This is a genomic window from Vibrio algivorus, assembly GCF_030161215.1.
GTDB classification, from domain to species: domain Bacteria; phylum Pseudomonadota; class Gammaproteobacteria; order Enterobacterales; family Vibrionaceae; genus Vibrio; species Vibrio algivorus.
In genome coordinates, this window is the sequence record NZ_BSPV01000009.1 from 104,522 (window position 1) to 120,108 (window position 15,587).

The window sequence follows — 15,587 nt, forward strand, 5'->3', positions numbered from 1 at the left end:
AATTTCTTTGTCTTAAAAATAATAATGCAAAGGAATTGCAATGATGAGATATCAAAAGGGGGCTGCAAGCCTCCTTTTTGCTAGTTTAGTTTTAATTGCTGCTCTGACACTATCGCTTGCTGCTTATAAATCGACCTATTTTCAATCCAAACGAGTTCAAAATGAAATTGCGGCTAGGCAGTCCTTGTGGGCTGGGGAGGGGGCGATCGAGTGTGCTTTTGCGAAAGCGCAACAAGATCGCAATCGAGCTGAGTTAATTGGTGCAGACTACCTAAAAACAGACTGTCAACAGGCTTTATCTTTAGTTGAAATACAGGTGGTATCGTTAGGCAGTCAAAAGTATTCCCTTCAACCATTAGATGAAAGAAATCAACCAATAGTCCAGAAAGTCATGGATTTTAGTAATGGACGTTTAGCTGGGGCGATCCAATCGACAGGGGATTTATTTATGCAAGCGGCGACTCTTGTTAGCCCTCCTGATCCTGGTACGGAAACGGATGAAGGCTGGGAGTGTGTCGCAATTCGTTATAAAAGCGATATAGAGTTGGGTGGTTCGCTTGTTAATCATGGGCTACAGACAACAACCAAGCCTTATGACGGTTTTGATAGTAATGGTAAAGATTGCATTGATAGTAAAGGTGGCGGTAATAAAAAGAAAGATGGCTTAAAGCAAGATACCGAGTTAAAGCCTTTTGAAGCGATGTTTGAAACCACCAAAGGGAATTGGCAGCAAGTTAGAGATAATCCTAAATATGAATTTGCTGTTTTGACTGGAGATAAAGCGGTTACAGGCAGTGAATCTCCGAGAGTGAGCGATTGTGGACAAAAGGTAAAAGAGCTTATTGAATTGGGTAACTCACGTATTTGGATTGATGGATCTTGTGAAATAACAGGGGCTAGTTTATCGAGTATGTCTCAAGAAAGTCAATTAACGGATGGTGTATTACTACTTGTTCATAACGGTGTTTTTTCACTACATGGTTCGGGCAGTTTTAAAGGTGTCTTATTTCAACTTAATGATGGATTTCAACCCACAAGTTCTGATTGGAACGGATTGGAAGGAGATTCATACTTAAGTAACCCAGGGTTTAATAATCAAGTGAAAAAGGCATTTGGGAATGATTATCCTGATGCTAATACTGCTGCCTACTTTCAACGAGGATCGTTTAATTTTACCGGTGGGCAGTTTTTGGATGTCGATGGTCAATTAGTTATGTTCCATGACTCTTTAAAATTCAGTTATAACGAAGATGTTATTGACTCAATTTTTGGCCTAACACCACCTAAGTGGGTAAAAGGATCTTGGCAGGATTTTTAATCTCTTTTTCTTCAAACTCTCTATCTTAAATGTGATCAGGTATAATCGGGCTATATTATGTAACCTGTGAGTTAACTGACATGTGTTCAGATAGTGAGGGGAAGCCTCAAGTTGCTTTTAGTGAGCAAGATAAAGCGTTTATGCAGCGTGCCATGCAACTTGCCAATATTGCAGAAGAGCATGGTGAAGTGCCTGTGGGAGCTGTACTAGTCAAAGGCAGTAAAATCATTGCCGAAGGTTGGAATGCTTCGATTAGTGAGCATGATGCCACTGCGCATGCAGAAATTGTCACACTGCGCCAAGCAGGACAAAGATTACAAAACTATCGCCTGTTAGACACCACTCTTTATGTCACTCTTGAACCTTGCCCTATGTGTGCAGGCGCATTATTACACAGCCGAGTAGGTCGTATTGTGTTTGGTGCTTATGATTTAAAAGCAGGGGCGGCTGGAACGGTATTGAATCTGTTTGAAAGCCAAGCTTCTTATCATTACGCTCAAGTCGAAGGTGGTTTACTAGAAGAAGAGTGCCGCCATCAACTACAAGCTTTTTTTAAGCGTCGCCGAAAAGAGATTAAACAGGCTAGAAAAGGCAATGCAGGTGAGTGATATTTATCGACAAACAAAAAACAAATAGGCTGTTTGTCGATATAGGGTGTAGCGAGTTTTAGATTGTTTGTATAACTAAACCACTTCAGACCAGAAAACGTAAGAGCGATGACGCCATAGTACCTGTTTCTTATTGTTGGCTAGCATACGTTTTCTACGAGTGGTGTTAGCTTTATTACGAACAAGACGATTCATTGTTTTCTTCTTAGAGAACATGGTTATGCCTCCTTAATATTTATCTATATTTTTCGCACTTGAAGCAGTAGCTTTGCTGACGACATTCATTTGTCTCACTGCAACTCCAATTACTTTTTATTGAACTCATTTATATCGTTTTTTTATGACGTAACAATGACAGTTGTAGCACAGTTTATTTTTTCCAGCTAATCATTTTTAACAACCTAATTTGTCCTTTTCAATTATTAATTAGCTTGGTTACCTACCAATCATAAAAAGCCCCAATAATTAGCATTAACTAAGTATTGAGGCTATTTTTCATATGTTTGAGCTGTATTACTTAATTGGTGGTGATTCTGCTATTTCGCTGGTATTTGATTCAGCTTCACTGACCGTCGGTGGAATGACCTGAAAATCATCTTCTTTATCATCAGAATTTACCGGTTGATTTTCTGTTTCGTAACCAATGATCGTTTGGTAATAGCGACGAATGTTTTCTACGTAATTCTTTGCTTCATCACCTCGAGCAAATCCGTAACGCGTATATTTGTAATAACCCGGAATTCGCAATTTAGGTAGTCTTTCTTTTACATCTGTCCAAGAATCAGGGTTACCTTTTTCATGCTGAGTAATACGTCTGGCATCCATTACATGGCCATAACCTACGTTATAAGAAGCAAGGGCAAACCAAATTTTTTCATGTTCAGGAATGGAATCTGGGATGCGTTTAATGACACGTCGTAAATATTCAACACCACCACGAATAGATTGAGATGGATCAAGGCGATCTTCAACATCAACCATTTTGGCGGTTGATTGCGTTAGCATCATCATTCCTCGCACACCGGTCGGTGACTTAGCGTAAGGATTCCAATGTGATTCTTGATAAGACAAGGCGGCAATTAAACGCCAATCAAATTCTTTAGAATAAGTTTGGAATAACTTTTTATATTTTGGCAGTTTACTATCTAATGAGCGAATAAAAGCACGCGTATCGACATAGTCAAAACTTTGAATATGACCAAAATATTTTTCTTCTAAGCTAGCCAATTGCCCTGATTGGTTGAATTGACCAAAGAACTCTAAGATTAATGCATATAAAGAGTCATCATTGCTTTTTCGCATAAACCATGAAATAGGTTGATCATCTGTTAATTCAAATGCTAAAGCTAAGTTAGGGTGAAGCCTTTGAGTGATCGAAAGTGATACTGAATCTACCACCGTAAAATCAATTTTGCCTTCTGAAACATCCTTTAATAAGTCTGTGTTATCTTCGGTATTGGTGCTCGTCCATTTTAAGTCTGGATGAATCTTACTAAGTTGCTGCAAGGTGTATTCATATTGAGAGCCTTTAACTACGTGAAGTTCGGCTTTTTTATCGATCAATTGTTGTAAATTTCTTGGTCGCCAAGTGCCTTTTTTATAAATCACTTGCTGACTAACGTAGTAGTACGCTGGGCCAGCATTGAATTTTTTTAAGCGGTCGGGGGTGTGGCTTAGCCCCGCGGCAACAATATCAACCTCGTGGTTTTCTAAAGCAGGTAGTAGTCCGGTGAGATGGTAAGCGGGTTTGATTTCTAGTTTTACACCAAGCTGATCGGCAAATTTTTTCGCCAACTCGTATTCCAAACCGGTTTGACCATCAGGACCAATAAAATAAGAAAGTTGATTATTTAAGGTGCCAACTCGCAAAACCCCGCGTTCTTGGATCTTTTCTAAGTCAGTCATTGATCTGCTATTTGGTTTACATGCGGTTATTCCTATAAGAATAAATAGCATGAAAACCAAACGCTTAAAGTTGGAATGAGAACAAAGTTTTATCAAAAGGAAATCTCACAAAGCCATTAGTAGCTACTTTATACCAAATGGTGACCATATCAGCAAAAATTGAAAGGGATTATATATTCTTAGTACTTGAAACTGCAGCTTTGTTGATGATGCTCATTTCCCTCTCTTTTATAGATAAGACATAGGCTAATTATTCTCAAGGGGGGGTCATTCACTTGTCGCCTCACTGTAACTTTAATTGCTTTGGATGTAGTGCAAATGACTTTTATTGAAAAAAATACGCAAACGGTTGCTTTTGGTGTTACGTCGACTTGGAAATTACTCTATAATACGCCGCAAAAGGCTAGGTGAAATTGAAATCCGCTTTATATATTCAGTTATGGACGATGTACTCTGAACGGATTTCAATATCACTTTTCTTTTTTAACAACTGCTAAAGAGACCTAAGCACATGAGAATTTTGCGTGGTTCCCCCGCTTTATCCGAATTTCGTGTCAACAAGCTTTTAGAGCTGTGCCGTGAATTGAACTTACCTGTGTCTGGCATCTATGCGGAATTTGCGCATTTTGCAGACCTCACTTCTGAACTGAACCCTCAAGAGCTTTCTAAGCTTGAAAAGTTACTGACTTATGGTCCAACCATTGAAGATCATGAGCCGCAAGGTCTACTTCTGCTTACCACACCTCGTCCGGGTACTATTTCGCCTTGGTCATCTAAAGCGACTGATATCGCTCATAATTGTGGCTTAAACCAAATTAAACGTCTTGAGCGTGGCACTGCCTATTATGTTGAATCTTCGGTTGAGCTATCTGAATTACAACTTCTTGAGTTAAAAGCTTTATTACATGATCGCATGATGGAAGTAGTATTTAGCGACTTTGAACAAGCATCATCCTTATTCCAAGTGGCAGAGCCAGCACCATTAACCGAAGTCGATTTACTTTCTGGTGGCCGAGTTGCGCTTGAAGAAGCCAATGTTTCACTTGGGCTTGCGTTAGCTGAAGAAGAAATTGAGTACCTGGTTGAAAGCTTTACGCAAAAGTTAAAGCGTAACCCGACTGATATTGAATTGATGATGTTTGCTCAAGCGAACTCTGAACACTGCCGTCACAAAATCTTTAATGCTGATTGGACGATTGATGGTGTGGATCAAGAAAAATCACTGTTCAAAATGATTAAAAACACCTTTGAAGTGACGCCAGATCACGTGTTGTCTGCTTATAAAGATAACGCAGCGGTCATGACGGGCTCTACCGTTGGCCGTTTCTTCCCTGATCCCAAAACACGCCAATACGGTTACCATCAAGAACAAGCTCATATCTTGATGAAAGTAGAGACCCATAACCACCCAACCGCCATTTCTCCTTGGCCAGGTGCTTCTACTGGTTCTGGTGGTGAAATTCGTGATGAAGGCGCAACCGGTATTGGTGGTAAGCCAAAAGCGGGTTTAGTCGGCTTCTCGGTATCTAACCTTAAGATTCCAAACTTCGTACAACCTTGGGAAACTGATTTTGGTAAACCAAGCCGTATCGTCACTGCGTTAGATATCATGCTAGAAGGCCCATTAGGTGGCGCGGCATTTAACAACGAATTCGGTCGTCCTAACTTATTGGGTTACTTCCGTACTTATGAAGAGAAAGTCAATTCTCATAACGGTGAAGAAATTCGTGGTTACCATAAGCCAATCATGCTGGCTGGTGGTATGGGGAATATCCGCGATGAGCACGTTCAGAAGAAAGAAATTCCTGTTGGCGCAAGCTTAATTGTATTAGGTGGCCCAGCAATGAACATCGGTCTTGGTGGTGGTGCGGCGTCTTCTATGGCGTCAGGTCAATCTGCGGAAGATCTCGATTTTGCTTCCGTTCAGCGCGAAAACCCAGAAATGGAACGTCGTTGCCAAGAAGTGATCGACCGTTGTTGGCAGTTAGGGGATGAAAACCCAATTGCCTTTATCCATGATGTGGGTGCGGGCGGTATTTCTAACGCATTACCTGAATTGGTGGATGATGGCGAACGTGGCGGCATTTTCCAATTGCGTGACGTGCCAAATGATGAGCCAGGCATGAGTCCATTAGAAATTTGGTGTAACGAATCTCAAGAACGCTATGTAATGGCAGTAGCGCCAGAAAATATGGACGTATTTGATGCGATTTGTAAGCGCGAACGTGCTCCTTATGCTGTGGTTGGTGTGGCAACTGAAGAGCGTGAACTGAAACTGGAAGATTCTCATTTTGACAATACACCAATCGATATGCCTATGGATGTTCTTTTAGGTAAAACGCCTAAAATGCACCGTGATGCCAAAACGTTAAAAGCCAATAATCCAGCCATTGATCGCAGTGGTATTGAGCTTAATGAAGCAGTAGACCGCGTACTACGTCTTCCAACTGTGGCAGAGAAAACTTTCCTTATCACTATTGGTGACCGTACGGTGACGGGGCTTGTGGCTCGTGATCAAATGGTCGGTCCTTGGCAGGTACCAGTTGCCAACTGTGCAGTAACCGCTGCAAGTTATGATTCTTACCACGGTGAAGCGATGTCACTTGGTGAGCGTACACCAGTAGCATTACTTGATTTTGGCGCATCAGCACGTTTAGCGGTGGGGGAATCCATCACTAACATTGCAGCCACCGACATTGGTGATATTAAACACATTAAATTGTCGGCTAACTGGATGTCTCCAGCCGGTCACCCGGGTGAAGATGCCGGTTTATACGAAGCGGTAAAAGCGGTCGGTGAAGAGCTTTGTCCTGCATTAGGTTTAACCATTCCTGTTGGTAAAGACTCAATGTCGATGAAGACTAAATGGCAGCAAGATGGTGAGCAGCGTGAAGTGACATCGCCGTTGTCATTGGTGATCACTGCATTTGCTCGTGTTGAAGATGTACGTAAAACAGTGACACCTCAACTTCAAGTGACGAAAGGCGACACTAGCCTGATCTTGGTTGATTTAGGTAATGGCAAAAATCGTATGGGCGCGACGGCGCTGGCGCAAGTTTACAAGCAACTGGGTGATAAACCTGCCGATGTAGATAACGCTGAGCAGTTAAAAGGCTTCTATACTGGCATGCAGTCTTTGGTTCGTGACAATAAGCTTTTGGCTTACCACGATAAAGGCGATGGTGGTTTATTTGTTACTCTTGCTGAAATGGCGTTTGCCGGTCACTGTGGTGTGAAGGCAAATATTGATGCTTTAGGTGAAGATACTTTAGCTGCATTGTTCAATGAAGAATTAGGTGCGGTAATTCAGGTTCGCAATGACGATCTTGAAGTTGTTCAAGCTGTGTTAGCTGAAAATGGCTTAGCATCTTGCTCACACGTGATTGGTTCAGTTGATGCATCGGATACGGTTTGCATTGCTTCTGGAAATACTGTGGTACTTGAGCGTAACCGTACGGAGCTTCGCACCATTTGGGCAGAAACTACCCATAAGATGCAAGCGATGCGTGATAACCCCGCTTGTGCCGATCAAGAGCATGCCGCGAAAGCAGACAACAGCGATCCGGGCTTAAACGTTAAACTGAGCTTTGATATTAATGAAGATATTGCTGCTCCTTATATATCGACTGGCGCTAAACCCAAAATGGCGATTTTGCGTGAGCAAGGTATTAACTCTCACGTTGAAATGGCGGCAGCGTTTGACCGTGCAGGCTTTGACGCGACAGACATTCACATGAGTGACATCTTAACCGGCCAAGCGGCATTAGAAGAGTACCAAGGCTTAGTCGCTTGTGGTGGTTTCTCCTACGGTGACGTACTTGGTGCCGGTGAAGGTTGGGCGAAGTCGATTTTGTTCAACGACAATGCTCGTGAGCAATTTGCTGCTTTCTTTGAGCGCCAAGATACGATCTCTTTAGGTGTGTGTAATGGTTGTCAGATGTTATCAAACCTACGCGAACTGATTCCGGGCGCAGATTTATGGCCACGTTTTGTGCGCAATGAATCCGAGCGTTTTGAAGCTCGCTTTAGCTTAGTGGAAGTACAAAAGTCGCAATCTGCCTTCTTTGACGGTATGGCGGGCTCACGTATGCCTATCGCAGTTTCACATGGTGAAGGTCGTGTTGAAGTGCGTGATAACCAGCATCTACAAGCGATTGAAGATTCTGGTACGGTGACACTACGTTACGTGGATAATATGGGTAATCCAACTCAACAATATCCGAATAACCCGAATGGTTCACCTAATGCGATTACAGGCTTAACAACGACTGATGGTCGTGTGAGTATTATGATGCCTCACCCAGAGCGTGTGTTCCGCAGTGTAGCGAACTCATGGCATCCAGAGGACTGGAATGAAGATAGCCCATGGATGCGTATGTTCCGTAATGCACGTAAGCATATTGGTTAATCGATTTTCGTAGCTTGAGCGCTTCGCTTCTCGTTACTTGAAAAAGCTAAGCAAGCATAAGACGGTCACTTCGGTGGCCGTTTATGCTATCTATTTCACAAAAAATAATATACGTCTAATCAAATACTGATGAGTTAAGTATATTTGTATGATGAATGCTTTTTTAGGGCTGCGGCGTATATGAATATAATCCTTATTGTTATTTTCTCATTTTTAATTACTTCTTGTGCGACGTCAAAACAAATACATACATCCTCAGGAAAAATTGGCCATAGTATTGATTGCTCAGGTGGAGCCCTTAATTGGGGGATGTGTTATGAGAAGGCTGGGAATTTGTGTGGTAAAAATGGGTATAATATTATAAATCAAGAAGGTGAAACCGGGGCCGTAATTACAGGTAGTCAATATGGTATTTATGGTGGTTCTGTAACTTATCGGACCTTAGTTATAGAGTGTAAAGGTGAAGTTAGATATATAAATACTTCAAAAGAACCTGAAAAATCATCACACAATGATGACTATTTTTTTGAGTAAGTATTTTTTGTATTTATACGCTATTGTTATTTTCTATATAACTATTTAATTAACTGCAATTTTCTGCTTTCTTTGAGCGCCAAGATACGATCTCTCTAGGTGTGTGTAATGGTTGTCAAATGCTATCGAATCTACGCGATTTAATTCCTGGGGCTGATTTATGGCCACGTTTTGTGCGCAATGAATCCGAGCGTTTTGAAGCTCGCTTTAGCTTAGTGGAAGTACAAAAGTCGCAATCTGCCTTCTTTGACGGTATGGCGGGCTCACGTATGCCTATCGCAGTTTCACATGGTGAAGGTCGTGTTGAAGTGCGTGATAACCAGCATCTACAAGCGATTGAAGATTCTGGTACGATGACACTACGTTACGTGGATAATATGGGTAATCCAACTCAACAATATCCGAATAACCCGAATGGTTCACCTAATGCGATTACAGGCTTAACAACGACTGATGGTCGTGTGAGTATTATGATGCCTCACCCAGAGCGTGTGTTCCGCAGTGTAGCGAACTCATGGCATCCAGAGGACTGGAATGAAGACAGCCCATGGATGCGTATGTTCCGTAACGCACGTAAGCATATTGGTTAATCGATTTTCGTAGCTTGAGCGCTTCGCTTCTCGTTACTTGAAAAAGCTAAGCAAGCATAAGACGGTCACTTCGGTGGCCGTTTTTTATATTGTCATAAAATTAATGATGTTCTGACATTGTTAACACTTAATCTTTACAAAAAAAACATACACTATCAGAGGAACTAAGCTAATAGATATGATGTTGTATTGAACGATAGGGAAGATAGTATGAAAATGTCAGTGAGTCAGTTTCTCTCAAAAACCAAAATATTCTCCAAAGTTGCAGGGATTGTTTTCGGTTTTGCTTTTTCTCAGCAAGCCTTAGCATCGTGGCATTTAGATCCGTTACATTCGGAATTGCATTTTGTTACCGTCAAAAATTCGGCTGTGACTGAAGTTCATAGCTTTCGTACCATAGATGGAATGATTAATAATCAAGGTATGGTAGTCGTGGATATTGATTTAGCCAGTGTGAATACACATATTGAAATTCGCGACGAACGTATCAAAGATATGTTGTTTAATGTGGTGAATTATCCAGAAGCAAGTTTAAGTGCTCAAGTTGATTTAAAGGTTCTCAATGGTATGAAAGTGGGCGAAATTAAAACCGTGCCACTGACCGTTGATCTTTCTTTGCATGATCACCAACAGAAAATCGATACTAAGGTCTCAGTTACCGCTTTAAATGATGGGGCGTTTCAAGTGAACACCCTTAAACCTATCGTCATAGATACGGCATTATTTGAGCTTTCTGACGGGGTTAAAGCATTACAAGATGTAGCCAAGCTAGACTCAATCGCAACGAGTATTCCCGTTACGGCACAATTTGTTTTTCAGCCGGAGTGATCTGCACAGTAAGAGTATTAATATTTGCATCTTTTTAAATGGATTTATGCTCTAATGCGCACCTAATTTAATCCTATGTCAGAGCGAATGTTTCCTTGTTTGAGGTAGGATAGGTCAAAAGAGTGTTATGAGTAAAAAATACAGTTTTCAATTAATCGAGAAGCGTAATGGTTGGGCAGCAGAAATCATTCGTCACATTACTTCTCGCAGAACGATTGTATCTAAGCGTCAACTGGGTTTTGCCACTGAATCAGAAGCAACTGAGTGGGCAGAGAAAGAGTTGGTGGAATTTCAAAAGATTCAAGCGGAACGTAATAAACGTCGTTCAGCAAGTAAGCGTAAAGACCAAGAATAATATTTTGGTTATCCAAATCTGAGGCTAGCTAGCTGAAGAAATAAAACGGTCACTTTGCGGTGGCCGTTTTTGTTTTTAATAATCTAATTTAAATGCAGCTTTCTACCCACTGTCTGACTTGTGCAAATGGGTACTGTTCTAGCTTTCCATAACCATCCATTTTGCTTGCTTTCAGTTGAGTACTTAATGGCGTGGTTATTCCACAAAGAAAGCGAGTTTGAGCTTCTAGGCTTAAAGTCCATTGTTGAGATTTTTCGTGCTTACTAAATGCTTGCCGGTAAGGTTTTAACCAGTGATTAATTTTCTCGATCTCTACGTCATCTAGATATGGAGAAGGTAGGGTTGCCACCTTTCCTCGACAAACACTACAATGACCACAAGCATTTGGAACATCATGATCTAAAAAGTAGCTAGCTAGCTTGGAGCTTAGGCATGACGGGCTTTCAAATAAATTAATCAGAGTTTGAATTCGGTTTAGATCACCATGTTCTTTTTGCTTAAAGAGCTGAGATAACTCTTGTGCAATCACTTGGTGATCATGCGTTATTTCTGGAGAATTTAGAACTTGATAGACATCGGTGATTTGCTTGCTTTCTAACTCAATCAGCCCTTGTTCATGGAAATAGTCTAAGGCTGATACCACACGAGAACGTTCGGCTTGATAACCCATCCACAACGCGTCAAAGTCGACACTACGCCATGTCTTAGCAATTTTAGAACAGTTAAAAATAGCTTGTATAAACTGGCGCCTTTCTGCATGTTTTCCTTGCTCTGGGAAGCGCAACAAAATATCACTTTCACTGGCAATATGCTTGAAACGATAATCTGCAAAGTAGCTATATTTGGCTTGAATGACTTGCTGTAATTCGAGGTAAACCAGCAGAGTCTTTAGTGGTAGTTGGCGGATGTTGGAATCACGAGATAAGCGAGTTAGCATTACTTCCCATAGCCCAGAGGCACTTTGCTCATCAAATATCGACTCCAGTAACCACTGAATTGATTGAGGATCTGGGGTATCACCATAGACAAAGTTCTCAAGCACATTAATGCCTGATTTATTGGCCAGCACTGTACAATAAGAGGGGTGCCCATCTCGCCCTGCTCGGCCAATTTCTTGTGAATAATTTTCTATCGATTTGGGCAGGTCGTAGTGTACGACTCGGCGAATGTCTGATTTATCGATTCCCATACCAAATGCAATGGTTGCCACAATACAAGGCACATCGCCATTCATGAATTGTTGTTGAATATTTTGCCTAATGTCAGAGTCTAAACCTGCGTGATAAGCCAGAGCATTAAGGCCGTGATGTTGTAAATGCTTGGCGACTTGTTCTGCAGTGTTTTGCAAGGTGACATAAACAATAGTTGGTAAGTTCGCTTCGTTACAAAGCAGATCAACCAATGCTTGAGGTTTTTCATCTTCTTCACAAGGTAATACGCTGAGATCAAGATTAGAACGATAGAAACCCGTTACCGTGATGTGCTTTTTATCAATATTAAATTTACGGCTCATATCTTCAATAACACTAGGTGTTGCGGTTGCAGTAAGCAGTAAAACTTGTGGGATGTTTAAACTTTGGCAATAAAAAGGCAGCTTGAGATAGTCAGGGCGGAAGTTATGCCCCCACTCAGAAATGCAGTGTGCTTCATCGACGACTAACATTGAAATAGGGACTTGTGAGATAAATTGACGGAAACGCTCATTTTTCAGGCGTTCAACCGATATCATCAAAACTTTTAGTTCACCATTGCGAACTTGCTGCATAATGCGGTTGGTGGTTTCTCTATCTTGGCTTGAGTCCACGGATGCTGCAGCAATACCTTTACTATGCAAGAACTCTAATTGATCTTTCATTAATGCGAGTAGAGGGGAGATCACTAATGTCAGATGTGGTAATAAAACGGCAGGTAACTGGTAACATAGTGACTTGCCTGATCCGGTAGGGAAAATCGCAGCGGCAGAGTGGCCTGATAAAATAGTGTCGATGACTTGTTGTTGACCACCACGAAGGTGTTCAAAACCAAAGTGCTCTTTTAACGCTTGTTGAATCGGGCTCATAAAAATCCATCTACTCTTGAGAAATAATGCGATATTGATTAGTGGAGAAACTATCAATGAAGATGCATCTTAGCTTATTTAAAATGATTAATGAAAAAGGTTATCGAGCTTTTCTATGAATAAAGAAAATTTACATCAAGCGATCATTAAAGCTCTGATAGATATCCATGATGTCGCACATCAAGCAACGCAAACGGCGATCAGTACCGCTACCGATAAGCAAAATATACCGGAGCATAAATACGATACCTTGAGCTTGGAAGCGGCGTATTTAGCCCATGGTCAAGCACAAAGAGTTCATCAATGCTTGCAAGATATTCAAGCATTTAAGGCCTTGCCCATTAAAAGTTTATCTCACCAGGATCCTATATATTTAGGAGCATTAGTTGAGCTTTATGAAGAGCAAACTGACATTAATAAATGGTTCTTTGTTAGTCCTGTTGCTGGTGGATTGATGCTTGACTTTGAAGGTCAAACTATTCGGATGATCACCCTAGATTCACCGTTAGGAAAAGTCTTGAAAAATAAGCGGCTAGGAGATGAGTTTGAATTAAATATCGCAGGTAAAGAAAGAGGTTATGAAGTGGTGGCATTATTCTAATTGACCCCACAAATATTTCACTTATTGCTGACGTTAAGCACAATAATCTTGCTATTGTTTCTGTATATATCCAAGTCATGCTAAGGTTCGAGTTTTAATTTGCCCTTTAGGGGGCTTCATCTTGAGGTTACTTGGATGGAATAAAACCCTATAACAGTTGTATTTACTCATCTCTAATGAGGCTATTTAAATGAAAAAAACATTTTTGGCGACACTACTGACACTGTCTTCGTTTTCTACTTTGGCCCAAGTGCCACGTTGTGATATCAACATTAATAATGAATTACACCTTAAAGATAATGTGGTTTCGGTTTACCAGCAAGGTGAGCCTAAAGTGGTGATTGACCAAAATAATCAGCTGTTTATTAATGGTGAAAAAGTCGATTTGAATCAGATGCAACAACAAGCGGTCAAGTCATATCGTGAAAAGGTCAGCCTATATGTACCGAAAGCTAAAGATATTGCCGACCAAGGTGTAGAGCTTGCCAATGAAGTCATTGACGATGTAAGTGAGTCTTTTAAAGATCCGGATGCATTCGATAATTTAAAAAAAGCCATGGATGATTTTTATTCTGACGTCGAGTCTCGCTACTACAATGATGGTGAGTGGGTACTGAAAAAAGATGCCATAAGTGAAGCTATTGCTAATTGGAAAGCCGATTCTGCTGCAGCGATGCAACGTTTCAATGGTGAGTTTTTCTCAAGTGCGTTTGCTGTGCTATCTGAAAAAATGAAAGCGGATGGTAGTGTGAATTTAAGCGAGCTACAAAACCAATTGATTGATTTAAAAAACAAAGTAGAAACTAAATTACAATCACAATCTGTAGAGCTACAAAAAGAAGCAACGGATTACTGTGTAGACTTACAAGGTATTGCGAAAGATGAAGAAGCACTTCATCAGCAAATTCCTGAATTAAAAAATTATGAAGTGTTTGTAATTTAAAAAATATTAATATACCAAATTACTACGAGGTGTGAGTTTTAACTTGCCCTTCGGGAGCTTCATCCAAATCTCTTCTTTTTTATAAGAGATAGGCTGCGTCAGATTGGTTTGAAAGGTGTCTACATTCCTTCGCCAATCTTCCTTGCCTAAAGGTTTGGATGATAGCTCTGAATTCTGCATCTTGAAGTCACTTGGGTATATACACACTTATAAAATGCCAACAAGCCTAGTCATTTAATGACATATTGCTTAGTTGGCATTTTTTATGAGAGATGAAAGAAGCTATTTAACTTCAGGTGTTGAGTGGCTCTAGTTATCCTAATCTGAGGTTATTTAGTATTCTGTTTGTAGTTTTAAAAGAACTCAGTTATAACTTTTATACAGTTAATGGATTTGCCTGATTTTAAAGAATATTATCTAAGGAATGGATATGAAAATTCAGCACGCTCTTTGTGTCATATTATTACTTTCTTCATCGACAACCTATAGCGATGAAATGTCAGGCAAATGGAAGGAAGGTTTCTCCGGTAATGCAATGTTATTATTCGGTGTTACGCAATCGGACTCTTTAGCTGACTCTGGCAATAAAAAGCTGAACTCACTTGATGATAAAGGTGAAGCCAAAACAGAGGGCTTTATCTATCCTATAGCCGCGAGTAACGTTAATTACACTTTTAGTGGCGGAAATCATCAACTCTTTCTAGGTACCAGTAATGCTGATATTGCATTAGGTCGTCCGCACTTTGAGTTAGGTTATGGTCAATATATTAATAAAATAGGCATCTTTAAGGTATCTTATGTCCCTGGTTTATTGAAAAGTACTACTTGGGAAGACCCATTTTTAGTTGGGAGTAATCGTGAAGAAACCGATCAACGCATTCAAGGAATAAGGCTTCAATATCAAGAAATCTTTGATACAGGACTAGGGTTTGAACTTGCTGCGGGACAGAGAAAAATTGACGATGAATTGAGTGCAAGCCAATTTAGCCCAACCATCCAATCTGAACTTAATAGAGAAAGTGATATTTATTATTCAGAACTGTCTTATTTAACTCCATTATCCCCAAAATTATTTTTACGTAGCTCTCTTGCTTATTTAAGACAAAATGCCAAAGGCAATGCGATGTCATCTGATACTTATACAGGTCAGTTAGCTGTCGTACAAAAGTTTGATCGTTCAGCTTTGACCATAAGCTTTAAGTATCAATATGCTAATTTTGATGACACTCACCCCATTTTTTTAGAAAAACAAGAAAATGATATTGTCGGAATAGTGAGCACTTACACTTATGATGATATTTTTGGTTGGCCAGGTGTCGGTGTTGCGGTAATGGGGGGCTTTACTGAAAAAGTATCAAATTTAGATTTTTATGAAGGAAGTAGTTGGATTTTAGCTAGCGGAGTTCGATATGTGTTTTAAGCGAGCAATATCATTATT

At 40.5% G+C, this 15,587-nt stretch carries 12 protein-coding genes and 1 pseudogene; 10 read left to right on the forward strand and 3 right to left on the reverse strand.

What is annotated here, in order from left to right; all coding sequences use genetic code 11:
* Positions 1-40: 40 nt before the first annotated feature.
* Together QQJ93_RS12850 and tadA are read left to right on the forward strand one after the other, a co-directional pair.
* The gene (locus QQJ93_RS12850) at positions 41-1,318 is read left to right on the forward strand and encodes a hypothetical protein (protein ID WP_089123434.1); all 1,278 of its coding nucleotides are present in this window, start codon (positions 41-43) and stop codon (positions 1,316-1,318) included.
* An 80-nt stretch (positions 1,319-1,398) separates the two neighbouring features.
* Positions 1,399-1,926, forward strand: coding sequence for a tRNA adenosine(34) deaminase TadA (gene tadA / locus QQJ93_RS12855; protein WP_089123433.1), 528 nt, complete (start codon positions 1,399-1,401; stop codon positions 1,924-1,926).
* A 75-nt stretch (positions 1,927-2,001) separates the two neighbouring features.
* Here the strand turns inward: tadA and QQJ93_RS12860 are convergent, their stop codons facing one another.
* Complete coding sequence (locus QQJ93_RS12860) at positions 2,002-2,142, reverse strand: hypothetical protein (RefSeq protein ID WP_160117486.1); 141 nt, start codon at positions 2,140-2,142, stop codon at positions 2,002-2,004.
* A gap of 297 nt (positions 2,143-2,439) precedes the next feature.
* Positions 2,440-3,882: a membrane-bound lytic murein transglycosylase MltF gene (gene mltF / locus QQJ93_RS12865; RefSeq protein WP_244943722.1), complete on the reverse strand. Its 1,443-nt coding sequence runs from the start codon at positions 3,880-3,882 to the stop codon at positions 2,440-2,442.
* 460 nt (positions 3,883-4,342) lie between these two features.
* Between mltF and purL the strand changes: the two genes are divergently transcribed.
* The 5 genes and pseudogenes from purL (at position 4,343) to QQJ93_RS12890 (ending at position 10,546) form a co-directional block, all read left to right on the forward strand.
* Complete coding sequence (gene purL / locus QQJ93_RS12870) at positions 4,343-8,239, forward strand: phosphoribosylformylglycinamidine synthase (RefSeq protein WP_089123431.1); 3,897 nt, start codon at positions 4,343-4,345, stop codon at positions 8,237-8,239.
* Positions 8,240-8,419: 180 nt separating this feature from the next.
* Entirely contained in the window at positions 8,420-8,773 is a 354-nt protein-coding gene (locus QQJ93_RS12875) for a hypothetical protein (protein ID WP_089123430.1), read from the forward strand.
* A 56-nt stretch (positions 8,774-8,829) separates the two neighbouring features.
* Positions 8,830-9,363, forward strand: a pseudogene (locus tag QQJ93_RS12880) (phosphoribosylformylglycinamidine synthase subunit PurQ); the annotation flags it as partial.
* Positions 9,364-9,573: 210 nt separating this feature from the next.
* On the forward strand, positions 9,574-10,191 hold the full coding sequence (locus QQJ93_RS12885; protein ID WP_089123428.1) for a YceI family protein: 618 nt from the start codon (positions 9,574-9,576) through the stop codon (positions 10,189-10,191).
* A gap of 127 nt (positions 10,192-10,318) precedes the next feature.
* Positions 10,319-10,546 carry a DUF3622 domain-containing protein gene (locus tag QQJ93_RS12890; protein WP_089123427.1) on the forward strand — a complete coding sequence of 76 codons (228 nt, stop codon included), beginning with the start codon at positions 10,319-10,321 and terminating at the stop codon, positions 10,544-10,546.
* An 88-nt stretch (positions 10,547-10,634) separates the two neighbouring features.
* Here the strand turns inward: QQJ93_RS12890 and QQJ93_RS12895 are convergent, their stop codons facing one another.
* The gene (locus QQJ93_RS12895; protein WP_089123426.1) at positions 10,635-12,605 is read right to left on the reverse strand and encodes a RecQ family ATP-dependent DNA helicase; all 1,971 of its coding nucleotides are present in this window, start codon (positions 12,603-12,605) and stop codon (positions 10,635-10,637) included.
* A 115-nt stretch (positions 12,606-12,720) separates the two neighbouring features.
* Here QQJ93_RS12895 and QQJ93_RS12900 point away from each other — a divergent pair, with 115 nt between their 5' ends.
* From QQJ93_RS12900 to QQJ93_RS12910, 3 genes are all read left to right on the forward strand, one after another.
* A complete protein-coding gene (locus QQJ93_RS12900) occupies positions 12,721-13,206 on the forward strand; it encodes a GreA/GreB family elongation factor (RefSeq protein ID WP_089123425.1) in 486 nt (161 codons plus the stop codon).
* Between the two features lie 190 nt (positions 13,207-13,396).
* The gene (locus QQJ93_RS12905) at positions 13,397-14,149 is read left to right on the forward strand and encodes a YggN family protein (RefSeq protein ID WP_089123424.1); all 753 of its coding nucleotides are present in this window, start codon (positions 13,397-13,399) and stop codon (positions 14,147-14,149) included.
* 430 nt (positions 14,150-14,579) lie between these two features.
* Positions 14,580-15,569 (forward strand): DUF2860 family protein, encoded by a 990-nt coding sequence (locus tag QQJ93_RS12910; RefSeq protein WP_160117485.1) that lies wholly within the window; start codon positions 14,580-14,582, stop codon positions 15,567-15,569.
* Positions 15,570-15,587: the final 18 nt, after the last annotated feature.